Source organism: Microbacterium sp. AG238, assembly GCF_003610405.1.
Classification (GTDB): Bacteria; Actinomycetota; Actinomycetes; order Actinomycetales; family Microbacteriaceae; genus Microbacterium.
Genome location: NZ_RAQC01000001.1, coordinates 1,071,018 through 1,092,913, shown reverse-complemented (window position 1 = coordinate 1,092,913; position 21,896 = coordinate 1,071,018). Strand labels below are relative to the sequence as shown.

The window sequence follows — 21,896 nt, the reverse complement described above, 5'->3', positions numbered from 1 at the left end:
CCGGCCCAACTGGGACCTCGCGGGGTGTGGCTCGCGTCTCAGGCGGCGTGCAGGCTTCCGTCGGAGATGCGGACCGTGCGGTCGACGAGTGAGTTCGGCACCCGCACATGCGAGATGAGGACGACGGCGCGGTCCGCGTCGACGGCGGAGAGCAGATCTCGCATCAGCGCGTCGGATGCTGCGGGGTCGACCCCGGCCGTCGGCTCGTCGAGCACCAGCACGGGGAAGCCGTGCAGCAGCGCACGTGCGAGCGCGATGCGCTGCGCCTGGCCGCCCGAGACGAGAGCGCCGTGCTCGCCGACGCGCGCATCGAGACCCCCGCGCTCACGGAGCCAGCCGCCGAGACCGACGCGCTCGAGCACCGCCTCCAGCTCGGCGTCGGTCGCGGTGTCGCGGGCGAACAGCAGGTTCTGGCGGATGTCCTCGTCGAAGAGCATCGGCTGCTGTTCGCACAGTCCCACGGTCAGGCGTACGTCGTCAGGGGAGAGGTCGCGGACGTCGGTGCCCCCGACACGGTAGCTGCCGTCGATGTCGAGGAAGCGGACCAGGGCGTGCGCGAGCGTCGACTTGCCCGCCCCGCTCGACCCGACGACGAGCAGGCGCTCGCCGGGACGGACGTCCAGATCGATCCCGGCGAGCGTCGGCCGATCGTCTCCGGGCCACGTCACCGACACGTCGCGCAGGCGGAGTCCGTCGCCGAGGGCGGGCGCGACACCCGCGGGGGCGACGCTGCTCTCGACGAGACCGGCGGGGATGCCGCTCGGCACGGTCTCGGCGATGCGCTCCGCAGACGCGTGGACCTGACGCCACGAGGCCGCCGCGAGCGGAACCGTCTGGAAGACCTCGAACACGGCCATCGGCACGAGTACCGCGACCGCCAGCCACGGACCGCCGAGGGCGGCGACATCCGGTGCGGTGACGATGACGGCGAGGATCGAGGCGGCGCCGGCGGCGAGCGAGACGATCGCCGCACTGCCGGCCTGCGCGCCGGCCCGGCGGACGACGGCGCGGCGGAGATCGGCGTCCGCGGCTTCGACACGCCGACGGCTCTGCTCCTCGGCTCCGTATGCCAGCAGCACGTCGAGGCTTCCGAGGTGGTCGGCGACGGCGTCGGCGAGCCGGGCACGGAGCGGCGCGATCGTCCGTTCCGCGCGGGCTCCCGCGACCCAGCCCCAGCCGGTGGCCGCAGCTGCCGCGATGACGAGGCAGCCCAGCAGAGTCAGGCCCGCCGGCCACGACACCGTTGCGACGAAGACCACGGCGGCGAGGGCGACGGTGGCCGACGCCACGAGCGGCTCCACGACCCGCAACGGAAGGTTCTGCAGGTCGTCGACATCATCGACGAGAGCAGACAGCGCGGATCCGCGGCGGATGCGGCCGAGCCCGTCGGGGGCGAGCGGGATGAGGCGACGGACGAGGTCGGTGCGCGTCGCGGCGAGCTGACGCAGCGCCGCGTCGTGCGACGTGAGGCGCTCGAGGTAGCGGAAGACGGCCCGCGAGATCGCGAACGCACGCACTCCGACGACGGCCGCCATCACGTACATCACCGCGGGCTGCTCGCTCGCGCGCACGATGAGCCACGCGCTGCACGCGAGGAGAGCGACGGCGGAGGCCTCCGTGGCGAACCCCGTCGCGAGGGCGCGCCAGAACCGTCGCGGTGAGGGCATCGCGCCGCGGAGCACGTCGGACGTCGTGGTCATGCCGTCACCTCGGATCGGGGTCGCACATCGACCAGCACATCGGCGATCGTCCGGGCCGACTCCCGGTGCGAGATGAGCAGCACCGTCGCGCCGTCGTCGGCGACGCGACGCAGGCTCTGCCACAGTGCGGCCTCGGTCTCGGCGTCGAGGGCGGCGCTCGGCTCGTCGAGGGCGACGACCGGCGCGCCGCCGCTCGCGTGACGGAAGAGAGCGCGGGCGACGGCGACGCGCTGCGCCTGACCCCCGGACAGGCCTGCGCCACGAACGCCGAGCTCGAGGGCCGGGTCGATGCCGTCGGCGCCGGCAGCCGCGAGAGCACGGGCGACGGCCCGCTCGCCCTCCGGACCCGGCGCGCGCTCCGAGGAGGCGCCGAGCGTGACGTTCTCGGCGACCGTGCCGGCGATGAGCCCCGGATCCTGCCCGGCCCAGGCGAGCCACGAGGCGGGCGGCGGGAGCTGCGCACCGTCGAGGGTCAGCTCGCCCTCGAACGGGGCGACACCGCGCAGCGCGGCGAACACGCTCGACTTGCCCGCGCCGCTCGGACCCGACAGGAGCGTGATCGTGCCGGGCGTCGCCGCGAACGACACCGGCGGGAGCAGAGCGTCGCCGCGGCGCACCCGGAGACCACGAGCGCGCAGAACGCCGTGCTCTGCCGTCGCGCTCGTCGCGGCATCCGTCGAAGCGGCGCCCGCAGCACCCTGCAGCGGAAGGGCGCGTGCCGCGTCGAGCACCTCGAAGACGTCGTCGGTGGCGGCAACCCCCTCGGCGGCGGCGTGGAACTGGACGCCGACCTGACGAAGCGGAAGGTAGGCCTCGGGGGCCAGCAGCAGCACGAAGAGTCCGACCGACAGTGCGAGCGAGCCGTCGATGAGCCGGAATCCGATCGAGACCGCCACGATCGCCACGGAGATCGAGGCGAGGAACTCCAGGGCGAAGCCCGACAGGAACGACACCCGCAGCACGCGCATCGTCTCGATGCGGTAGTTCTCGGTCACCCGCTCGATCGAGGCCGCCGCCCGGTGCTGCCGGCCGAACACCGTGAGCGTCGAGAGGCCGCGGACGGTGTCGGCGAAGCGGGCGGCGAGCTGACGGAGCGTCTGCCACTGCGCGCGCTGCACCGCCCGGGTGGCCAGACCGATCAGCACCATGAACAGGGGGATCAGCGGCATCGTCAGCAGCACGGTGAGTCCCGAGATCCAGTCGCTCCACCAGATGACGGCGATGAGCACCGGCGTGGCGATGACCGTCAGGACGAGCTGCGGCAGGTAGCGGCCGAAGTACGCGTCGAGGGCGTCGAGACCGCGGCCGGCGGTGATGGCGAGCTGAGCGGAGTTGCGGCTCGCGAGCCAGCCGGGCCCGAGGCGCCCGACGGCGGAGGTGAGGCCGCCGCGCAACTCGCTGCGGACGCGGGCCGCGGCGCGCGCTGAGACGGCTTCGCGCAGCCACAGCAGCCCGGCGCGCGCGGCCACGACAGCGGCGAGGGCGGCGAGGGTCCGCATGAGGTCGCCCATCGGCATCCCGCCGATGGCCCCGACGATCGCCTGGGTGGTCAGCCAGGCGAACCCGACGACGACGGCGGTCTGGGCGAGGCCGATCGCCCCGATCGCGACGAAGAAGACGCGCGAGGTGCGGGCGTAGCGCAGCAGCCGCGGATCGACGGGCCGCCCGCTCGAGCGCGCGGGCGCCTCGGAGTCGTCCATGCTCACCCTTCGATCCTGCCTTACCCCGGGACCGGGATGCCTCGGGCCCGGTGCGATCGCGCGGATCCGAGGCATCCCGTCGCTCGGTCAGTGGGTGACGAGCTCGGCCTCTTCGATCCGTGCGCGCGTGACGCGCTTGCGGAAGACCCAGTAGGTCCAGCCCTGGTACAGGAGCACGAGGGGCAGGAAGATCACGGCCGCCCACGTCATGATCGTGAGCGTGTAGTCGGTCGACGAGGCATTCTCGATCGTCAGGTTCCACGCCGGGTCGGTCGAGGACGGCATCACGTTCGGGAAGAGCGACAGCCACAGGGTCAGCACGGCGAACATCACGGTGCCGGCGCCTCCCGCGAAGGCCCACCCCTCGCGGCCCCGGGCATTGGCGAGGATGGCGCCGATCAGCATGACGGCGGCCACGGCGGCGGTGACGAACACGAGCGGCAGGAGCGGCGCCTGCGCCTGCATCGCCGACAGGACGGTCCAGGCGAGGAAGACGGCGGCGGCGACGAGCGTCAGCAGTCCCGACTTCGTTGCGAGCCGTCGGGCCTGCGCGCGGACATCGCCGTCGGTCTTGAGCGCGACGAAGTACACGCCGTGGGTGAAGAACAGCAACAGCGTCACGACGCCGCCGAGCAAGCCGTAGGGGTTCAACAGCGTGAACAGGGTGCCCGTGAACTCCTTATCGGCGTCGATCGGCACACCCTGCACGATGTTGGCGACCGCGACACCCCAGAGGAAGGCGGGGAGCGCCGAGCCGACCACGATCATGAGGTCGAAGCGCTTGCGCCAGGTGGCGTCGTCGCGCTGGTGGCGGTACTCGAACGAGACGCCGCGCAGGATCAGGGCGATGAGGATCAGCAGCAGCGGCAGGTAGAACCCGCTGAAGAGGGTCGCGTACCACTCCGGGAACGCCGCGAACAGGCAGGCGCCTGCCACGATCACCCAGGTCTCGTTGAGGTCCCAGACCGGGCCGATGGTGTTGATGATCTGGCGACGCGAGACGTTGTCCTTGCCGAGGAAGGGCAACGACATCCCGACGCCGAAGTCGAAACCGTCGAGGACGAAGTATCCGACGAAGAGCACTCCGACGATGAAGAACCAGACGTATGCGAGATCCATGTGGTGCTCCTCAGTAGACGGTGGTCTGGGTGTGGGAGGCCGCAGGGTCTTCGGCCTCGGGCGAGCCCGGCTCGGGCAGCGGGTCGGGCCCCTTCTGCGCGGCCTTGCGGATGAGCCCGAACTCGACGACCGCGAGCGAGGCGTAGACCGCGGTGAAGGCGATCAGCGAGATGAGCACGGTCCATCCGGGGACGTTGGGTGAGACGCCGTCCTCGGTGAGCATGAGGCTGAAAACGATCCAGGGCTGGCGGCCCATCTCGGTGAACACCCAGCCGACGAGGCTGCCGAGGAGGGGGAGCGGAGCCGACCAGATCGCGACCTTCCACATCCAGCGGGCGACGGGGCGCTGGGCCTTCTTGCGGGTCAGCCAGAGGCCCGCGACCGAGATGAGGGTGGCGACGCCGCCGAGGCCGATCATCCAGCGGAACGACCAATAGGTGACCCACACGATGGGGCGGTAGTCGACGCCGGCCCCGAAGGTCTCGGTGTACTGCGCCTGCAGATCGTTGAGGCCTTCGACGCAGCCGTCGAAGCTGTGCGTCGAGAGGAAGGACAGCAGGTACGGCACGCGCAGCGACCAGATCTCTTCGGTGCCGTCGGGGGTTCCGATGGAGAAGATCGAGAAGGATGCGTCTGCTCCGCACGCGCTGTTGAACATCGCTTCGGCGGCGGCCATCTTCATCGGCTGGGTCGCGACCATCACGAGGCTCAGCTGATCGCCCGAGAGCGCGACGCCGATGAACGACACGATCATGCCCCACATGCCGAACCGCAGCGCGGGGCGCATCGTCTCGATGTGCTGTGCGCGGGAGAGGTGCCAGGCCGCGACCGCGATGACGACGGCGGCGGCGAACATCCAGGCGGCGAAGATCGTGTGCGGGAAAGCGGCCAGCACGATCGGGTTGGTGAGGACGGCGCCGAAATCGATGAGTTCCGCCCGTCCGCCGTCGGCGGCCATCTGGTAGCCCACGGGGTTCTGCATGAAGGCGTTGGCCGCGAGGATGAAGTAGGCCGAGAGGGTCGAGCCGAGCACGACCATCCAGATCGAGAACAGGTGGAGCGCCTTCGGCAGCTTGTCCCACCCGAAGATCCACAGGCCGATGAAGGTCGCCTCGAAGAAGAAGGCGAGGAGGCCCTCGAAAGCCAGCGGAGCACCGAAGATGTCACCGACGAAGCGGGAGTATGCCGACCAGTTCATGCCGAACTGGAACTCCTGCACGATTCCGGTCACGACGCCCATGGCGAAGTTGATCAGGAAGATCTTGCCGAAGAGGCGGGTCAGGTGCAGCCACTTCACGTTACCCGTGCGGTGCCACACCGACTGGAAGATCGCCACGACGAGAGCCATCCCGAGGGTCAGCGGCACGAAGAGGTAGTGGTACAGCGTCGTCAGACCGAACTGCCAGCGGGCCAGCAGGAGCGGATCGAGGAAGTCCATCGGCGGGTGCCTTTCGGGAGGCGAAGGTTTCGACAGGCTGAAGGTATCGAGTGTGGTTTTCCCCGGTCTCAGGGGCGGCCGGGAATAATGCTACGCGTGGTCTGACCACTTATCAAGGCGCTGTCAGACCACACCGGGCGGTGGCGATTCGCGACAAGCGACCCTCGGGTGCGCTTCGGCCGCTTACGCTCGACCCATGGGGGAGCCGCTCGTCGACAGATTCGCCCGGGTCCACCGCGACCTGCGCATCTCGCTGACCGACCGCTGCTCGTTGCGGTGCACCTACTGCATGCCCGAGCAGGGCAACGAATGGCTCGCCCGCCAGAGCATCCTGACCCTCGACGAGATCGTCGAGATCGCCACGGTCGCCGCCGCGGCGGGTATCACGACCTTCCGCCTCACCGGCGGTGAGCCGCTGCTGCGCACCGACCTCGTCGAGATCGTGCGGCGACTCGCGGCGATCGAGTCGCCCGACGGCCCGATCGAGATCGCGATGACCACGAACGGCATCCGGCTGCCCGAGGTGCTTCCCGACCTCGTCGCGGCGGGCCTCGCGCGCCTGAACATCTCGCTCGACACCCTCGACCGCGAACGCTTCCGTGCGCTCACCCGTCGCGACCGACTCGACGATGTGCTCGACGGTGTGCGGGCCGCCCAGGCGTCGGGGCTGCGACCGCTGAAGATCAACGCCGTCGCGATGCGCGGCGTCAACGACGACGAGCTGGCCGACCTCGTGGCCTTCGCCGTCGCGCACGACGCCCAGATGAGGTTCATCGAGCAGATGCCCTTGGATGCCGGCCACACCTGGGACCGGTCGAGCATGGTCACTCGTGAAGAGATCCTCGAGGCGCTGTCGGCGCGCTGGAGCCTCGACCCCGTCCCGGGACGGGGCGGTGCGCCTGCCGAACGGTGGCGGCTCGACGGCGGCCCGCACACCGTCGGGGTCATCGCGTCGGTGACGGCGCCGTTCTGCGGTGCGTGCGATCGGATGCGGCTGACGGCCGACGGCCAGCTGCGCAATTGCCTGTTCTCGATCGACGAGTACGACCTGCTCCCGGTCCTGCGCTCCGAGATGTCGCCGGGGGCGCGGGCCGAGCGGATCGATCGGGTGCTGCGCAACTGCATCGCGGGCAAGAAGGCCGGTCACGCGATCGACGATCCCGGGTTCCTCCAGCCCGCTCGGGGGATGAACGCCATCGGCGGCTGACCGGCAACCACCGGGGGAAAGGCGACCCCTGGGTCGTCGCGATCGTCACGGTCAGGCGTCGACGACCTCGCGGCGGCTCCCGGGTGCGGTCAGGCTGGCGCCTCCAGCCACGGCGATCGCGGCGGCTGCGGCGAAGACGATCGCCGGCCCAGCGACGGGGAGCAGGGCGCCGAGGGCTGCGGCGCCGATCGCCTGCCCGACCATGAACGTCACGAAGAGCAGGGCCGTGCCGGCCGCCGCGTGCCCGGCGTCGATCTGGGTCGTCCACCCGATGAGGGCTCCCGAGGCCGTGACGTAGGCCCACCCGAACACGGCGCACGCGCCGAGTGCGAGGACCGTGCGGGTCGGAGCTGCGCCGAGGGCGAGGGTCGCGCCGGCGATGAGGACGGCGCCGACCAACCAGAGCGCCCGGGGCTGCAGGCCCGCGACAGGTCGCGACGTGACGATGACGGCGGCGCCGCCGCATCCGAGCACGATCCAGGCGAGCACCGATTGCGTCGGCGCTCCGCCGGCATCGACCAGGATGGTGCGGCCGTAGTTCCAGATCGCCGCCGCGCCGATTCCGAGGAGGACGGATGCCGCGATCGCGGGGCGATGCGCCGCCCACCATGCTCGCGGCGGAACGAGCGCGGCCCGGCCCGTCCGCTCGTCCTCCGATGGGCCCCTCGGCGGGCGATCGGCAGCGAGGACGGCGATCCCGGCGACGGCTGTGGCTCCCGCCGCGATCAGCCAGCACAGCCGCCAGTCGGGGGTGAGTGCCAGGGCGATGGCGCCGGCGATGACCAGGCCGGGGCCGGTTCCCGCGTTCACGACGGCTTGGGGCGTGCTCGACGCGCGATCGGCGAACGAACGTGCGACCAGTCGCACGAGCGCGGGCGAGGCGAGCCCTGCGCCGGCAGAGGCGATCGCCGCCGCGGGGGCGAAGACTGCGGCATCCGTTGCTGCCGCGATCCCGACGGCCCCGCCGCTCGCCGTGAGGGTCGCCGCGACGACGAGCACGCGGGGGTGGCGCTCGGCGGTGAGGAAGCCGACGCATGCGGCGAGGGCGTAGACGATCGACCCTGCAGCCGAGACGAGACCGGCCGCGGCGGTGTCGACACCGAGGTCGGCGCTCATGTCGGGCAGATGAAGTCCGAAGGCGAGGCGGACGAGGCCGTAGGTCGCCGCGATGAGCGCGACTCCCGAGGCGACGAGCCCCCATCGCCAAAACGAAAACGATCGTTTCACTCTCCCGAGCATAGAGTGCTGGCATGGGAATGCGGCCGCGCACGGAGGAACGCATCCTCGACGCCGCCGAGGACCTCTTCTTCACGCGAGGCATCGCCGCGACCCCGATCGACGCCGTGATCGCCCGTGCCGGGGTCTCGGCGGCGACGCTCTACCGCGGATTCGCCACCAAGGAAGCGGTGCTCGCCGCAGCCCTCGAACGCCGGCAGCGGGCCTGGCTCGAGACATGGGACGCCGCGATCGCGCGCAGCGACGACGACGAGGGGCGACTGCTGGCGGTGTTCGACGCGCTGACGGCGTTTCGCGACGAGCCGCGCGGATCGCGCTGGTGCGCGTTCCTCGGCGCGGCCGCGGAGTACGCCGATCCGCCGCCGGAGGTGGCATCCGCCGTCCGCGCCGACACCGTCGGCATGCGCACCCGACTGACCGAGCTCGCCCGGCCGATCGCGGGCGCCGACGCGGGCGAGCTCGCGGAGCGACTGCTTCTCGTCGTCAGCGGCGACCTGGCGATGCGGTTGCGTGAGCGAGGCCACGACACCGATCTGGCGCGCTCGACGGCGGCGATGCTGATCGCGGCCTCTCGGCGCTGACGGCGGGCCCGCGCCCGGCCTGCTCGGGATCAGTCGTGCGTGGTGGCGGCGTGAAGCAGCTGGATGATGCACACCGACGGGTCGCACGAGGAGCGCATGCCGTCGACGGCGAGGGGGCCGCCCGCCTCGGTGAGCACGCCCTGCAGCAGGCTGAGGTGGACGCTGCACAGCACTTCGCGGTGGTCGGCCTGCGCCGTCGCGTGCGCGCACGGGGTGAGGTCGACCGTCAGCGCGGTGTCGTCGATGATCGGGTCGAAGCCCTCGTCCTCGAGCTCTTCGACGAGGGCGTCGATCTGGTGCAGGGCGCGGGTCTCGAGCACGTCGGGGACGTCGAGGGTGAGGACGCGGCGCATGAGGTCGCCGCGCTGCGCGGCATCCCGCACCTTGCGGCGCTGGATCGCGCTGCGGGTGGCGTCGCCGTCGGCGGCGCTGTAGAGCACGCGGGGGCGGCCGCGGGTGGTGCGGTGTTCCTTCTCCGCCACGATGAAGCCATCGGAGATCAGGCGTGCGAGGTGCTCGCGGATGGTGTTCGGGTGCAGGTCGGTCGCCTCCTGCAGCTCGAGGATCGTCCGGCGGGGCTGCTCCTGGATGAGGTGCAGGATCTCGACGCGGGAGTAGCTCGAGATGGCGCTGTATCCGACTGTCGCGGTGCTCATAGGACTCATTAAACACGGAAAACACGCTGTGGTCTTACCACACCGTGAAATTTGTCGGTTTGCTCGCGCGGTCGAGCGCTTCGGTGGGCGAACCTCGGAGGAAACGGCGAACCTCGGAGCCTGCGGCCTCAGGGCTCCGAGGTTCGCGTGATTCTCCGAGCCGGGCGTCGCGTGTCGTGTCCGGCCATGGTCAGCGTCACGCGACGAGCGAACGACGAGCGGCCAGCGCGACAGGGATGTGGCCGGCAGCCAAGACGAGTGCCGAGCCGGCCATCCACGGGTTGTCGAGCCAGACGGCACCGGCCAGGAACGCCACGACGGGAGTCACCGCCATCGGCACCGGTATCCGGAGCAGGGACGCGTAGAGCATCGCCTGACATCGCCCGGCCCGGAGGAAACGGATCCACAGCCCGTAGTACGTCGCGAGTGCCACGGCCGTCGGAAGCGCCCACCACGGTCGGATGCCGCCCGGTTCGGTCATGGCGGGGACGACGAGGCAGAGAGCCTGTCCGGCGCGTTCCAGCCAGGCCAGCGGCACCGGCACCCGAGCATCGGGCGCCGGGCCTCGTGGCGGCCAGGCGATCAGCAGCGCATTCGGCGCGAGCACGGCGATGCTCGTCATCAGACCGAGCACCGACCACCCCACGATCCGAACCCTAGCCTGCGGGAACAGGCCCGCCGAGGATGCCCCCGATCAGGCCTCCGGCGTCCAGGTCGACACGCGCGTGAGCTCGGCGACCTCGTCGGCGGTGAGCTCGACGCGTCCGCCGTCGAGGAGGCCCTGCACCTGCTCCAGGCGCGAAGCGCTCGCGATCGGTGCGACCACCGTCGGCTGCGAGCGCAGCCAGGCGAGTGCCGTCGATGCGATAGAGACATCGTGCGCGGAACCGATGCGCTCGAGCGTGTCGATGATCTGCAGGCCCTGCGGCGTCGCGTAGACGGCTGCCCCCTCGGCGCGCGGGGAGTCGTGCCCGGAGGCATCCGTCGACCGGTACTTGCCGGTCAGGAAGCCCTTGGCGAGGGCGAAGTAGGGAACGAGGCTGAGATTCTCGCGCTCGGCGATCGGCACGATCGTCTCTTCGACGTCGTTGCGGTGCACGAGGTTGTAGTGCGGCTGGATGGCGACGGGCCGGGCGACGCCGGTCTCGTCGGCGATGCGCAGCCACTCCTCGATGCGCTCGGCGGTGTAGTTCGACACGGCGATGTGGCGGACGAGGCCGTCGGCGACGAGCTGCCCGAACGCGCCGACGGTCTCGTCGAGCGGGGTCTCCGCGTCGTCGAAGTGGGCGTAGTAGAGGTCGATCGCGTCGACGCCCAGGCGCTTCAGTGAGGCTTCGGCCGCGGCACGGACGTTCGATGCCGACAGGCCGCGGAAGTCGGGATGCTGGCTGACCTTGGTCGCCACGACGACCTCGGGGCGGCTGCGTGCAGCGAGCCACTCGCCGATGATGGTCTCGCTCTCACCGCCGGTGTGGCCGGGGACCCAGGCGCTGTACGAGTCGGCGGTGTCGACGAAGTTGCCGCCGCCCTCGACGAAGGCGTCGAGAATCGCGAACGACGCGTCGCGGTCGGCGGTCCAGCCGAAGACGTTGCCGCCGAGGGCGAGGGGGAAGACGGAGAGGTCGCTGTTGCCGATCGTGCTCATGATGAGTTCAAGGCCCGGGCCGGTGTCGGTATTCCGGCTCGTGCGGTCCAGACGGCCGGACGACGACGCGCCAACTCCTCAGATTCCGACCCGCGGTGCTGTGCCGAGTCCCCGCGAGAGGCGGGACCGGCCGGATCTGAGGAGTTGGCGCGATGCGCGTGCGCAGGTGTGTCAGCGCGTGCGGGTCGAGCCGCGGCGCGAGAACGCGACGTAGATGCCGAGCACGATGATGGCGCCGATGATCGAGCCGATGATGCCCGACGGCTGCAGGAAGCCACCCTCGGGGCTGTGGTTGAAGATGAGGAATCCGAGGAATCCGCCGACGAACGAGCCGACGATGCCGAGCACGATCGTCATCAGGATGCCGATGTTCTGCTTGCCGGGGATGACGGCGCGCGCGATGAAGCCGGCGATCAGTCCGACGAGGATGAGGCCGAGGATCGTCCAGAGCATGGTGCTTCTTCTTTCTTTGCGGGAACAGGTGCCGGTCGGGCACCCGGGGCGGACGACAGGCTATGGCCGTTCCGGCGGAAGCCCGTCGACCTTCCGCCCACGCCCGGCGTGGTTGTACCCTTCCGGGTCCGTATGTGCCGCGAGCGCGCACCGTCGTGGCGAGAACGCACCCTGTATGGTGCCCGTTCGCGGTGAGGGTGCGTGCTCGGGAGGGGTGCCTCAGGCGAGGGGTGCCTCAGGCGAGGGACTCGCGCAGCGCGCGGACCCAGGCTGCGAACGCGTCGAGGTGGGCGTCGTGACTGCCGTCGGGGAGGGGCAGGATGCGGGTGCCCGGGCGCCGAGCGGCGAGCTCGGCCTGCTGATCGGGGGAGAACATGCCGCGGTGGGCGAAGACGGCGGTGGTCAGCGCCGCGAGGTTCTCCCACTCCGCCCATCGTGGCTCGTGGACCGCGGTGATCACGGCCTGCATGACGTCGGCGTCGAAGCGGGGTCGCAACCCCGACGCTGTCTGCTCGAGGTCGGCGACCCAGGCCTCGGTGAGCGGCGAGTCGCCGAGGAACGACCGGGCGGCGGCAGCGTCGGCGAACGGGATCGGCCACGAGGCGAAGAAGGCGCCGAGGTCGGCGGCATCCTGTGGATCGGCGCTCCCCGCCGGGTGCGCCTCCAGCATCACGAGCCGGCTGACCAGGTCGGGGCGGTGGCTTGCGGCGAGGAACGCGGTGTGCGCGCCCATCGACTGACCGACCAGGGCCACTCGCTCGCCGGGCGCGAGCCGCTCGATCACGGCGACGGCATCCGCTACGAACGCATCGCGCGAGAGATCGTCGGGCCGTCGCGTGCTGAAGCCGTGGCCGCGCTGGTCGAGCAGCAGCACCCGGTGGCGGTCGGCGAGTGCCTCGGCGGTCGGCATGAGCTCGCGCGAGCTGCCCGCCAGCCCGTGCAGCAGCAGGACAGCAGGCCCCGACCCGCCCGCCTCGGTCACCGCGAGCGAGACACCGTCACGCTCGATCATCGTGCGCCGGCGTTGCATCATCCGTCCATTCTCGGATGCCGCGCCCGGCCGGTCGACCCGCGAGCACGCACCATCCCCGCGAGAACGCACCCCGGACGGTGCGTTCTCGGCGCGAGGGTGCGTTCTCGGCGCGAGCTACGACCAGCGCAGCGGCGTGACCTCGCCGGTCTCCCAGTCGCGACGGAGGATGCTGTACGCCACCGACCCCAGCGGCTCCGCCCCCTCGACGGGCCATCCCTCCCGGTAGTACGCCTCTTGCACCCAGCCGCAGGCCTCGAAGACGCGTCGCATCGCGCGGTTGTCTTCGCGGGTCTGCCCCTCGAAGCGGTCGACCTCGGGCATCGTCGTGAACACGTGGTCGGCCGCCGTCTTCACGACCTCCTTGGCGAGGCCGCGTCCGCGCCAGGGCGAGGCGAGGCGCAGGTCGAACAGCGGTGCGCCGTCGCTGATCTCCTCGAGACGGAAGAAGCCGATGCGACCGTGCTCGACGTGGTCGATCCAGAACGAGTCGTTGTCGTCGTCGCGGTACCGACCGTCGGCGATGCCGTCCTCGACCTGCTCGCGCGTCGGCCGGGTGCCGACGTGGAACGGGAACACCTCGCCGGTCATGAACGCGATCAGTTCCTCGCGGTCGGCTCCCGCCGGGTCGATGCGGACCAGCGTGATGGTGCCGCGCGAACGGGCGGCGTCGGATGCCGGGTGGTCGGGGGTGTCTTCATCGTGCACGCGATCCACGCTAATCGACCGAGGCTGGGCCGACCGAGGTCAGAGGGCGTGCTGTTCCGCTCGCAGGAGCCAGTCGCGGACGAGCGAGGCCACGGCATCGGGGCGCTCCAGATGCACGTTGTGGCCGGCGCCATCGAGGACGACGAAGGTCCCCCGGACGTAGTGGTCGGCGACGCCGAGTCCATCCTCGAAACCGACGACGTGGTCCTGACGCCCGAAGACGTGCAGGCTCGGCGCTGTGAACGGGACGTCGGTGCGTTCGGGGGCGTATCCAGCCGAGTACGACGAGGCGATCCGGTCGAGGACATCCGCGTCGGACCCCTGGATGCCGGGCAGCGCGAACCTCTCGAACGCGGCCAGCGCTTCGGGGGTCTGCAGCACCGCCATCTCCGCGAAGTCGTCCCGGAACGAACCCGCTCGGGAGAGCACGGACTCGTTCGCCACAACGATCTCGCGCGGGGGCAGTCGCCGCTTGTCGTGGTCGAGCTCGAACACGCCGGCGAGAGTCGCCAGCCCGCGGCACTGAGACCGGAGCTCATGCGCCACGTGACGTGCGACCATCGCGCCGAACGAGTTGCCGACGATGGCGAACGGGCCGCCTGCGGCGATCGCTTCGACCTCGTCGCGGACAGCGTCGGCGACCTCTCGAGGCGTACTGAGACCCTGATCGGTCGTGCCCTCCGCCCACGGGAGATCGAGGTAGACGCGTCGCCACGGGCGGTCGGCCGCCCATTCCTCCAGGGGAAGGAGGATGCGGTGATCGACGCCGAACCCGTGCACCGCGATGAGCGGGATTCCCGAGCCACGCTCCGCCGCGATCATCGCGGCTGCAGCGCCTCGCTCTTCCAGCCGAGCGCCGGCGCGACATACTTCGCGAACGACTCGACGATGCGCAGGTTGAACTCGACGCCGAGCTGCGAGGGGATCGTCAGCATCAGGGTGTCGGCGCTCATGACCGCGGCATCCTGCAGCAGCTGCTCGACGAGCACGTCGGGCGTCGCGGCGTACGTCTTGCCGAACGTCGAGCGCATGCCGTCGATGTAGCCGATGCCGTCCTGCTCGTTGCTGCCGCCGAAGTACAGCTCGTCCTCGGCGGTCGTGATGGGGAAGACCGACCGGCTGACCGACGTGCGGGGCTCACCCGGATGCCCGGCTTCGCGCCACGCGGCGCGGAAGGCATCGAGCTGCTGGGCCTGGAGGATGTCGAACGGCGTGCCGTCGGCCTGGGTGAGGAGCGTCGACGACATCAGGTTCACCCCCATGCGACCCGCCCACTCGGCGGAGTCGGTGTTGCCGGCACCCCACCAGATCCGCGAGCGGAGTCCGGGGGAGTGGGGCTCGACCCGCTGCTTCCCGCTGCCGCCGCCGAAGGGGCTGTTCGGGTCGCGCTCGGCGAGCCCCTCGCCCTCGATTGCGCGGAGGAAGGTGTCGAAGTGCTCGCGTGCGATGTCGGCGCCGCGGGGATCCGCCGAGCCGGTGTACCCGAACGCCTCGTAACCGCGGACGACGGTCTCGGGTGACCCACGGCTCACGCCGAGCGCGAGTCGTCCGTCGGAGATGAGGTCGACGGCCGCCGCCTCCTCGGCGAGGTAGAGCGGGTTCTCGTAGCGCATGTCGATGACGCCGGTGCCGATCTCGATGTTCTTCGTCGTCGCGGCGATCGCGGCGAGCAGCGGCATCGGAGACGCCTGCTGTCGCGCGAAGTGGTGCACCCGGAAGTATGCGCCGACGGCGCCGAGATCGTCCATGCCCTGCGCGAGGTCGATCGCCTGTCGCAGCGAATCGCCGGCGGTGAGCTCGCGACCGCCGCCCAGCGGACCGTAGTGACCGAACGAGAGAGTGCCGAAACGCTGCATGTCAAGCCGCAACGTCGGCGGCCCCGTTCGCATTCCCTCGTGCATAGGCTGGGCGAAACCGACCCCGGGAGGTGTCATGGTCCAGGTCCGCGTTCTCGGGGTCGCACTCGATCCCGCCCAGCAGCACGTGATCCTGCTGAAGCCCGTCGATGCGCTGTCGGACCGGATCCTGCCGGTGTGGATCGGCTCGCAGGAGGCGACGTCCATCCTCGTCGCGGTCGAGGGGGTGTCGCCGCCGCGTCCCCTCGCGCACGACCTCATGATCCGGCTGCTCGACGCGACAGACGCCACGGTCGATCGCGTGGAGGTCACCCGCATCGACGACGGCACGTTCTACGCCGAGGTCACGGTGACCGCACTCACCGGTTCGCGGGTCGTCGACGCCCGGCCCTCCGACGCGATCGCCCTCGCCTCGCGTGCCGGGGCGCCGATCTTCGTCGCCGACGACGTGCTGGCCGAGGCGGGGATCCCCGACACGGTCAGCGAGGCTCCCGAAGGAGCCGAGACGCCCGAGGCCGCGGAGCAGCGCGTGGCGGAGTTCCGCGAGTTCCTCGACGACATCGATCCCGACGACTTCCGCGGCTGACCGACCGGTCCGACCGAGCCGGCGCAGCCGCATCCTCGATCCATCACCCCCGACGAAAGGAACACCCATGTCCCGCATCCTGATCATCGGAGGCCACGGCAAGGTCGCGCTGCGACTGGAGCCGATCCTCGCCGAGCGCGGCGAGACGGTCACCGCCGTCATCCGCAACCGCGACCACGAGGGGGATGTCGCCGAGACCGGCGTCACGCCGCTCGTCGCCGACGTCGAGTCGTTCGACGTGGACCAGATGACCAACCTGTTCAGCGGCAACGATGCGATCGTCTGGTCTGCAGGAGCCGGGGGAGGGGATGCCGCCCGCACCTGGGCGGTCGACCGTGACGCCGCCATCCGTTCGATCGATGCGGCGGCCGCCGCCGGCGTTCGTCGCTACGTGATGGTGTCCTACTTCGGTGCCGGGCTCGATCACGGCGTGCCCGAGGACGACTCGTTCTACGCCTACGCGCAGGCCAAGGCCGAGGCCGATGCGCACCTGCGCGAGAGCGGACTGGACTGGACGATCGTCGCGCCCAGCGGCCTGACGCTCGACGAGCCGACCGGCAAGATCACGGTGGGTGGCTCGGGCGAGGAGTCCGTGCCGCGCGGCGATGTCGCGGCGGTCATCGCCGCGGTCCTCGCCGAGCCCGCGACCGTCGGCCGGATGATCGAGTTCACCGGTGGAGACACCCCGATCGAAGCGGCGCTCGCAGCCGACTGACGGTTTTTGTTAGGGTTGCCTTGCCTCATCGCGCCCGCCGCGAGATCGACCCGAGGGAAGGCCCCACATGCTGTCTCGTCCTGTCCGGCGCGCCCTGAGCGCCGCCGCCATCTCGGCCGCCGCGGCCCTCGTCGTCGCCGGCTGCGCCGCGCAGCCATCCGCTGCCGACGCCGCCCCCGAGGCCAGTGCCGCCCCGCGTACCGTCGAGCACGCTCGCGGCGTCACGGAGGTGCCCGAGCAGCCCCAGCGCGTGGTGACCCTCGAGCCGCTCGAGCTCGACACCGCGGTCTCCGTCGGCATCACGCCGGTGGGGGCCGCGGTCGCCAGCAACGTCGCCGGGATCCCGGCTTACCTGGGCGTTGACGGCGTCGAACCCGTCGGAACGGTGCCCGAGCCCGACCTCGAGGCGATCGCCGCGCTGAAGCCTGACCTCATCCTCGGAACCGAGGCGCGCCATTCGAAGCTCTACGACCAGCTCTCCGCGATCGCACCCACCGTCTTCATCGCGACGCAGGCCGACCCATGGCGCGACAACGCCGAGCTGATCGGTGAGGCGCTCGGACGCGAGGACGAGGTCGCCGCGCAGATCACCGCCGTCGACGACCGCTGCGCTGAGATCGGTTCTGCCCACGACCTCGACGGCAAGACGGCGCAGGTCATCCGCCCCCGCGACGAGACGACGCTCAGCCTCTACGGACCCGTCTCGTTCGCGGGCAGCCTCCTCGAATGCGTCGGATACACCACGCCCGAGCACGACTGGGCCGACGGGCTGCAGGCCGACATCTCTCCCGAGAACATCCTCGACGCGCGTGCCGACGCGGTCTTCGTCACGGCCTCCGACACGACCGACGCGTCGGCGGTGCCCGCGGCGATCACCCAGAACGCGGATGCCTTCCCGTCGGTGACCCTCGTCGACACGAGCACCTGGGTGGCCGGCGTCGGTCCGCGCGGAGCGCAGAGCGTGCTCGGCGACATCGAGCGCTTCCTCGACGGGCGGTGAGCTCGAGAGCCGGACGCGCCGCGGCGGGTGCCGCGATCGCCCTGGCCCTGGTGCTCGTCGTCGCGGCGTCCCTCGCCGTCGGGGCGAATCCGCTGTCGCCGGGCACCGTCATCGGGGTGCTGCGCGGCGATGGGTCGCCCGAGGCGACGTTCGTCGTGACCGAGCTCCGTGTTCCGCGGACGGTCGTGGGACTCCTCGCAGGCTCCGCCCTGGGCGTCGCCGGGGCGTTGATGCAGGCCTTCACCCGCAACCCGCTCGCCGATCCCGGCATCCTCGGCGTCAACGCCGGGGCCGCACTGGCGGTCGCGCTCGGGATGTCGGTGCTCGGTGTCCGGGCGACGTCGGGTGCGGTGTGGTTCGCGTTCGTCGGCGCGCTCGCCGTCACCCTCGCGGTGTACGTGATCGGCTCGGGCGGGCGCGGGGCGGCCGGCCCGATCCGGCTCACGCTCGCGGGCGTCGCCCTCGGCGCTGTGCTGTCGGGCATCACGACGGGCATCGTGCTCAGTGATCCCGAAGCGTTCGACGCGATGCGCAGCTGGAACGCGGGGTCGCTGCTGGGTCGCGGGTGGGACACGATCGTGCCGGTCGCGCCCTTCATCGCCGTCGGAGTCGTTCTGGCGCTCGTGCTCGGCGCCGGTCTCAACGCCGTCGCGCTCGGCGACGACGTCGCTCGTGCGCAGGGCGCGAACCTCGCCGGCATCCGGATCGGCGTCATCGTCACCGTCACCCTCCTCGCGGGTGCCGCGACGGCACTCGCGGGACCGATCTCGTTCGTCGGGCTCATGGTGCCGCACATCGCGCGCTGGCTGTTCGGCGCCGATCACCGGATGATCCTCGTCGTCAGCGCGCTGCTCGCACCCATCGTCGTGCTCGCCGCGGATGTCGTCGGGCGGGTGCTCATCGCCCCCGCTGAACTGCCGGTCGGCATCGTCACGGCGTTCGTCGGGGCTCCCATCCTCATCGCGCTCGCGCGTCGACGTCGGGCGAGCGCCCTGTGAGCGGCGGGCCGCGGATGCTGCGGCTGCAGGCCGGTGCCGTGCATGTGCCCGTGCGTCTGCGCAGCGTCGTCGTCGGAGCGGGTGCCCTCGTCGTCGCTGCGGTGCTGCTGGTCGTCGCACTCGGCGCCGGCACCTTCCCGGTTGCTCCCGGCGATGTGGTCGCGGCGCTGGTGGGGGCCGGCGACGACGCGCTCGTCGAGACCGTCGTCCGCGAGTGGCGGCTGCCTCGTGCGCTCGGAGCGCTCGGTGTGGGTGCGATCCTCGGGATCGCGGGCGCGCTGTTCCAGACCGTCACCCGCAACCCGCTCGCGAGCCCCGACATCCTGGGGCTGTCGAGCGGAGCCTTCACCGGGATGCTCGCCGCCCTCGTCCTGGTGTCGTCGAGCTGGCCGGTGCTCGTGGGCGGCTCGCTGATCGGTGCCCTCGCCACCGCCGTCGTCATCTGGGCGCTGGCCTGGCGCGGCGGGCTGCAGGGGTTCCGCCTGATCGTCGTCGGCATCGGGGTCTCGGCGATGCTCGCATCGCTCAACACCTGGATGCTGCTGCAGATCGAGCTCGAGACCGCGATGTTCGCGTCGGCCTGGGGTGCGGGAAGTCTCAACGGGGTGACGGCACCGGCGGTGGCCGGCGCGCTCGCGTGCGCGGCCCCCTTGGTCGTCGCGTCGTTCGCGCTCGTGCCGCGGCTGCGGCAGCTCGAGCTCGGTGACGACCTCGCCGCGGCGACGGGCGCACGACCGCACCTCGTGCGCACTCTCGCGCTGCTGGTCGGGGTCGTGCTGGTCGCGGCCGCGACGACCGTTGGCGGCCCGATCGCCTTCGTCGCGCTGGCGGCTCCGCAGGTGGGCCGCCTGATCGCACGCACGCCGCACCTGTCGCTCGGGCTCTCCGCGCTCGTCGGCGCCGTGCTGCTGATCGCCTCCGACCTCATCGCGCAGCACGTGCTGCCCGCGCCGCTTCCCGTCGGCGTCGTCACCGTCTCGCTCGGCGGCGCCTACCTCGTCCTCATGATCGTGCTGGAGGTCCGCCGCCGTGCCTGACCCGTTCCCATCGGCGACATCGCTCGCCGCCGAGTCCGTGACCCTCGCCTACGACGGCGCCGAGATCGTCCGCGATCTGTCGGTGCGGATCGAGCCTGGGTCGTTCACGGTCATCATCGGTCCCAACGCCTGCGGCAAGTCGACGCTCCTGCGCGGCCTGTCACGTCTGCTCGCACCGAGCGCCGGGACCGTCGTGCTCGACGGCCGGGCGATCTCCGAGCTGCCCGCCAAGGAGGTCGCCCGACGGCTCGGGCTGCTGCCGCAGTCGGCGGTCGCCCCGGAAGGCATCACCGTGCGCGAACTGGTCGGACGCGGGCGCTATCCGCACCAGAACCTCTTCCGGCAGTGGTCGGCCGACGACGACTCGGCCGTCGACGAGGCGCTTGTCGCGACGGGGACGATGCCGCTCGCATCACGACCCGTCGAGGCGCTCTCGGGAGGCCAGCGGCAGCGGGTCTGGGTCGCGATGGTGCTCGCCCAGCAGACGGGCCTGCTGCTGCTCGACGAGCCGACGACCTTCCTCGACGTGGCCCACCAGGTCGAGCTGATGGAGCTCTTCGCCGAGCTCAACGAGCGGGGCCGTACGATCGTCGCCGTGCTGCACGACCTGAACCACGCCGCTCGGTACGCGAGTCGCATCGTGGCGATGCGCGACGGGCGCATCCTCGCCGAGGGTCCGCCGACCGAGGTGATCACGAGTGAGCGGGTGCAGGAGGTCTTCGGGCTCGCCAACGTGGTCGTCGACGATCCCGTCACCGGCGGACCGCTCGTCGTCCCGCTCCGCGCGCGTCGGTCCGGGGCGGGCGCGGGGGAGGAGTCAGCGTGAGCGCCGAGCGGCCCTGGGCGTACAGCGCCTTCGTCGTCGAGGTCGCCGGCGTGGCCCGCCTCAGCCCCGGCTTCGTCCGCATCACCCTTCGCGGCGAGGCTCTGGCGAACTTCGCGCCGTGGGGGCTCGACCAGCGGATCAAGATCGTGCTGCCCTTGCCGGGCCGTCCGCACCCCGGGCTCGCGGAGTTCGGCCTGCTCGATGAGCCCACCCCGCATCCCTCCGACTGGTACGCCCGGTGGAAGGCGCTCGACGAGAACGACCGCAACGTGCTGCGCACCTATACGCCGTCGGCGATCCGCGTCGCCGAACGAGAGATCGACGTCGACTTCTTCCTGCACGAGCCCGTGGGCCCCGCCTCCGCGTGGGCTCTGGCCGCACGGCCCGGCGACCCGCTCGTCATCACGGGGCCCGACGTGCGAATGGAATGGACGGGATACGGCATCCATTGGACGCCGGGCGAGGCGACCCGGTTCCTCCTCGTCGGCGATGAGACGGCGTTCCCCGCCCTGCGGAACATCGTCTCCGCGCTGCCGCAGGCGACGCGGCCGCACGTGATCGTCGGTGCGGCCGACCCCGCCGATGACCTCGTTTCCGACGTGCTCGCCGATCGCGCGCTCGTGACCCGCGTCGAGCATCGCGCCGGTGACGACGCCCTCGCCACGGCCGTGCGGTCGTGGGCCGCGGAGCACGGCGCCGCGGCGGCCGCCGACCCGGGGTTCGGGGTGTGGCTCGCGGGCGAGTCGGGCGTTGTCACCGGCATCCGCCGGTTCCTCACGAACGACGTCGGCATCGCGAAGGATCGCATCTCGTTCCTCGGATACTGGCGGTACGGCGGCCCCCTCGTCGGCTGACGGCGTGCGGCGCGGAGCGCACCGCACGCTCGATACGCTGACGGGATGACCCCCCGCGACCTCCCCGGCGGCGCTGTGCTGCGCGCCGCCCGGCCCGGTGACGAGACCGGCATCCTCGCCTGCATCCACGCCCTCGCCGTCTACGAACGCGAGCCGGATGCCGTCGACAACACGGCCGAGATGCTGCGCGAGACGCTGTTCGGAGCGGAGCCCCGCGCGTTCTGTCACGTGGTCGAGCGCGAGGGGGGCGATCGTGGGCATCGCGATCTGGTTCCTGACCTACTCGACCTGGACGGGCCGCCACGGCATCTGGCTCGAAGACCTCTTCGTCGACGAGTCGCAACGGGGCACCGGATACGGCAAGGCGCTGATCGCGTCGCTCGCCGAGGTCTGCGTCGAACGCGGCTATTCGCGGCTCGAGTGGACCGTTCTCGATTGGAACGCCCCCTCGATCGCGTTCTACCGCTCGATCGGCGCCGAGCCGATGGCGGAGTGGACGACGCAGCGCCTCACGGGCGACGCCCTGCACGCGCTCGGCGGCTGACCACCGC

General features: G+C 71.3%; 22 protein-coding genes and 1 pseudogene. 10 read left to right on the top strand and 13 right to left on the bottom strand.

The window, feature by feature from the left end; all coding sequences use genetic code 11:
* Nucleotides 1–38 precede the first annotated feature (38 nt).
* From cydC to DEU36_RS05170, 4 genes are all read right to left on the bottom strand, one after another.
* Nucleotides 39–1,700 carry a thiol reductant ABC exporter subunit CydC gene (gene cydC, locus DEU36_RS05185; RefSeq protein WP_120263220.1) on the bottom strand — a complete coding sequence of 554 codons (1,662 nt, stop codon included), beginning with the start codon at nucleotides 1,698–1,700 and terminating at the stop codon, nucleotides 39–41.
* Nucleotides 1,697–3,400 carry a thiol reductant ABC exporter subunit CydD gene (gene cydD / locus DEU36_RS05180; protein WP_120263219.1) on the bottom strand — a complete coding sequence of 568 codons (1,704 nt, stop codon included), beginning with the start codon at nucleotides 3,398–3,400 and terminating at the stop codon, nucleotides 1,697–1,699. The genes cydC and cydD overlap by 4 nt, the downstream gene beginning before the upstream one ends.
* Nucleotides 3,401–3,487: 87 nt before the next feature.
* A complete protein-coding gene (cydB, locus tag DEU36_RS05175; RefSeq protein ID WP_120263218.1) occupies nucleotides 3,488–4,519 on the bottom strand; it encodes a cytochrome d ubiquinol oxidase subunit II in 1,032 nt (343 codons plus the stop codon).
* Between the two features lie 10 nt (nucleotides 4,520–4,529).
* Complete coding sequence (locus DEU36_RS05170; RefSeq protein ID WP_120263217.1) at nucleotides 4,530–5,957, bottom strand: cytochrome ubiquinol oxidase subunit I; 1,428 nt, start codon at nucleotides 5,955–5,957, stop codon at nucleotides 4,530–4,532.
* Between the two features lie 196 nt (nucleotides 5,958–6,153).
* Between DEU36_RS05170 and moaA the strand changes: the two genes are divergently transcribed.
* Complete coding sequence (moaA, locus tag DEU36_RS05165) at nucleotides 6,154–7,164, top strand: GTP 3',8-cyclase MoaA (RefSeq protein ID WP_120263216.1); 1,011 nt, start codon at nucleotides 6,154–6,156, stop codon at nucleotides 7,162–7,164.
* A gap of 51 nt (nucleotides 7,165–7,215) precedes the next feature.
* Here the strand turns inward: moaA and DEU36_RS05160 are convergent, their stop codons facing one another.
* Entirely contained in the window at nucleotides 7,216–8,391 is a 1,176-nt protein-coding gene (locus DEU36_RS05160; protein WP_183045297.1) for an MFS transporter, read from the bottom strand.
* 23 nt (nucleotides 8,392–8,414) lie between these two features.
* Between DEU36_RS05160 and DEU36_RS05155 the strand changes: the two genes are divergently transcribed.
* Nucleotides 8,415–8,981: a TetR/AcrR family transcriptional regulator gene (locus tag DEU36_RS05155; protein WP_120263214.1), complete on the top strand. Its 567-nt coding sequence runs from the start codon at nucleotides 8,415–8,417 to the stop codon at nucleotides 8,979–8,981.
* Between the two features lie 29 nt (nucleotides 8,982–9,010).
* On the opposite strand, the gene DEU36_RS05150 is transcribed toward DEU36_RS05155, so the two are convergent.
* The 8 genes from DEU36_RS05150 to DEU36_RS05115 form a co-directional block, all read right to left on the bottom strand.
* Nucleotides 9,011–9,637 carry a metalloregulator ArsR/SmtB family transcription factor gene (locus DEU36_RS05150; protein ID WP_120263213.1) on the bottom strand — a complete coding sequence of 209 codons (627 nt, stop codon included), beginning with the start codon at nucleotides 9,635–9,637 and terminating at the stop codon, nucleotides 9,011–9,013.
* 196 nt (nucleotides 9,638–9,833) lie between these two features.
* Entirely contained in the window at nucleotides 9,834–10,283 is a 450-nt protein-coding gene (locus DEU36_RS05145; RefSeq protein WP_120263212.1) for a hypothetical protein, read from the bottom strand.
* A gap of 48 nt (nucleotides 10,284–10,331) precedes the next feature.
* Nucleotides 10,332–11,282 (bottom strand): aldo/keto reductase, encoded by a 951-nt coding sequence (locus DEU36_RS05140; protein WP_120263211.1) that lies wholly within the window; start codon nucleotides 11,280–11,282, stop codon nucleotides 10,332–10,334.
* Nucleotides 11,283–11,453: 171 nt separating this feature from the next.
* Complete coding sequence (locus DEU36_RS05135) at nucleotides 11,454–11,735, bottom strand: GlsB/YeaQ/YmgE family stress response membrane protein (RefSeq protein ID WP_120263210.1); 282 nt, start codon at nucleotides 11,733–11,735, stop codon at nucleotides 11,454–11,456.
* A gap of 235 nt (nucleotides 11,736–11,970) precedes the next feature.
* A complete protein-coding gene (locus DEU36_RS05130; RefSeq protein ID WP_120263209.1) occupies nucleotides 11,971–12,768 on the bottom strand; it encodes an alpha/beta fold hydrolase in 798 nt (265 codons plus the stop codon).
* Between the two features lie 114 nt (nucleotides 12,769–12,882).
* Entirely contained in the window at nucleotides 12,883–13,473 is a 591-nt protein-coding gene (locus DEU36_RS05125) for a GNAT family N-acetyltransferase (RefSeq protein WP_259455224.1), read from the bottom strand.
* Between the two features lie 39 nt (nucleotides 13,474–13,512).
* Nucleotides 13,513–14,295, bottom strand: a complete 783-nt coding sequence (locus tag DEU36_RS05120; RefSeq protein WP_120263208.1) for an alpha/beta fold hydrolase — start codon at nucleotides 14,293–14,295, stop codon at nucleotides 13,513–13,515.
* Complete coding sequence (locus DEU36_RS05115) at nucleotides 14,292–15,329, bottom strand: LLM class flavin-dependent oxidoreductase (protein WP_120263207.1); 1,038 nt, start codon at nucleotides 15,327–15,329, stop codon at nucleotides 14,292–14,294. Before DEU36_RS05115 ends, DEU36_RS05120 begins: the two co-directional genes overlap by 4 nt.
* A gap of 76 nt (nucleotides 15,330–15,405) precedes the next feature.
* Between DEU36_RS05115 and DEU36_RS05110 the strand changes: the two genes are divergently transcribed.
* From DEU36_RS05110 to DEU36_RS05075, 8 genes and pseudogenes are all read left to right on the top strand, one after another.
* Nucleotides 15,406–15,915 (top strand): bifunctional nuclease family protein, encoded by a 510-nt coding sequence (locus DEU36_RS05110; protein ID WP_120263206.1) that lies wholly within the window; start codon nucleotides 15,406–15,408, stop codon nucleotides 15,913–15,915.
* A 67-nt stretch (nucleotides 15,916–15,982) separates the two neighbouring features.
* Nucleotides 15,983–16,630: an SDR family oxidoreductase gene (locus tag DEU36_RS05105; protein ID WP_120263205.1), complete on the top strand. Its 648-nt coding sequence runs from the start codon at nucleotides 15,983–15,985 to the stop codon at nucleotides 16,628–16,630.
* Between the two features lie 67 nt (nucleotides 16,631–16,697).
* Nucleotides 16,698–17,630 carry an iron-siderophore ABC transporter substrate-binding protein gene (locus DEU36_RS05100; protein ID WP_120263204.1) on the top strand — a complete coding sequence of 311 codons (933 nt, stop codon included), beginning with the start codon at nucleotides 16,698–16,700 and terminating at the stop codon, nucleotides 17,628–17,630.
* The gene (locus DEU36_RS05095) at nucleotides 17,627–18,628 is read left to right on the top strand and encodes an iron ABC transporter permease (protein WP_120263203.1); all 1,002 of its coding nucleotides are present in this window, start codon (nucleotides 17,627–17,629) and stop codon (nucleotides 18,626–18,628) included. Before DEU36_RS05100 ends, DEU36_RS05095 begins: the two co-directional genes overlap by 4 nt.
* Nucleotides 18,625–19,665, top strand: coding sequence for an iron chelate uptake ABC transporter family permease subunit (locus DEU36_RS05090; RefSeq protein ID WP_259455223.1), 1,041 nt, complete (start codon nucleotides 18,625–18,627; stop codon nucleotides 19,663–19,665). Before DEU36_RS05095 ends, DEU36_RS05090 begins: the two co-directional genes overlap by 4 nt.
* Nucleotides 19,658–20,491 carry an ABC transporter ATP-binding protein gene (locus DEU36_RS05085; protein WP_120263201.1) on the top strand — a complete coding sequence of 278 codons (834 nt, stop codon included), beginning with the start codon at nucleotides 19,658–19,660 and terminating at the stop codon, nucleotides 20,489–20,491. The genes DEU36_RS05090 and DEU36_RS05085 overlap by 8 nt, the downstream gene beginning before the upstream one ends.
* Complete coding sequence (locus DEU36_RS05080) at nucleotides 20,488–21,345, top strand: siderophore-interacting protein (RefSeq protein WP_120263200.1); 858 nt, start codon at nucleotides 20,488–20,490, stop codon at nucleotides 21,343–21,345. The genes DEU36_RS05085 and DEU36_RS05080 overlap by 4 nt, the downstream gene beginning before the upstream one ends.
* A 45-nt stretch (nucleotides 21,346–21,390) precedes the next feature.
* Nucleotides 21,391–21,889 (top strand): annotated as a pseudogene (locus DEU36_RS05075) (GNAT family N-acetyltransferase).
* Nucleotides 21,890–21,896 lie beyond the last annotated feature (7 nt).

Coding starts and splice junctions, on each gene's coding strand:
- cydC (WP_120263220.1), bottom strand. CDS start 1,700: ATGACCACGACGTCCGACGTGCTCCGCGGCGCGATGCCCTCACCGCGA.
- cydD (WP_120263219.1), bottom strand. CDS start 3,400: ATGGACGACTCCGAGGCGCCCGCGCGCTCGAGCGGGCGGCCCGTCGAT.
- cydB (WP_120263218.1), bottom strand. CDS start 4,519: ATGGATCTCGCATACGTCTGGTTCTTCATCGTCGGAGTGCTCTTCGTC.
- DEU36_RS05170 (WP_120263217.1), bottom strand. CDS start 5,957: ATGGACTTCCTCGATCCGCTCCTGCTGGCCCGCTGGCAGTTCGGTCTG.
- moaA (WP_120263216.1), top strand. CDS start 6,154: ATGGGGGAGCCGCTCGTCGACAGATTCGCCCGGGTCCACCGCGACCTG.
- DEU36_RS05155 (WP_120263214.1), top strand. CDS start 8,415: ATGGGAATGCGGCCGCGCACGGAGGAACGCATCCTCGACGCCGCCGAG.
- DEU36_RS05150 (WP_120263213.1), bottom strand. CDS start 9,637: ATGAGCACCGCGACAGTCGGATACAGCGCCATCTCGAGCTACTCCCGC.
- DEU36_RS05140 (WP_120263211.1), bottom strand. CDS start 11,282: ATGAGCACGATCGGCAACAGCGACCTCTCCGTCTTCCCCCTCGCCCTC.
- DEU36_RS05135 (WP_120263210.1), bottom strand. CDS start 11,735: ATGCTCTGGACGATCCTCGGCCTCATCCTCGTCGGACTGATCGCCGGC.
- DEU36_RS05130 (WP_120263209.1), bottom strand. CDS start 12,768: ATGATGCAACGCCGGCGCACGATGATCGAGCGTGACGGTGTCTCGCTC.
- DEU36_RS05120 (WP_120263208.1), bottom strand. CDS start 14,295: ATGATCGCGGCGGAGCGTGGCTCGGGAATCCCGCTCATCGCGGTGCAC.
- DEU36_RS05115 (WP_120263207.1), bottom strand. CDS start 15,329: ATGCAGCGTTTCGGCACTCTCTCGTTCGGTCACTACGGTCCGCTGGGC.
- DEU36_RS05110 (WP_120263206.1), top strand. CDS start 15,406: ATGGTCCAGGTCCGCGTTCTCGGGGTCGCACTCGATCCCGCCCAGCAG.
- DEU36_RS05105 (WP_120263205.1), top strand. CDS start 15,983: ATGTCCCGCATCCTGATCATCGGAGGCCACGGCAAGGTCGCGCTGCGA.
- DEU36_RS05100 (WP_120263204.1), top strand. CDS start 16,698: ATGCTGTCTCGTCCTGTCCGGCGCGCCCTGAGCGCCGCCGCCATCTCG.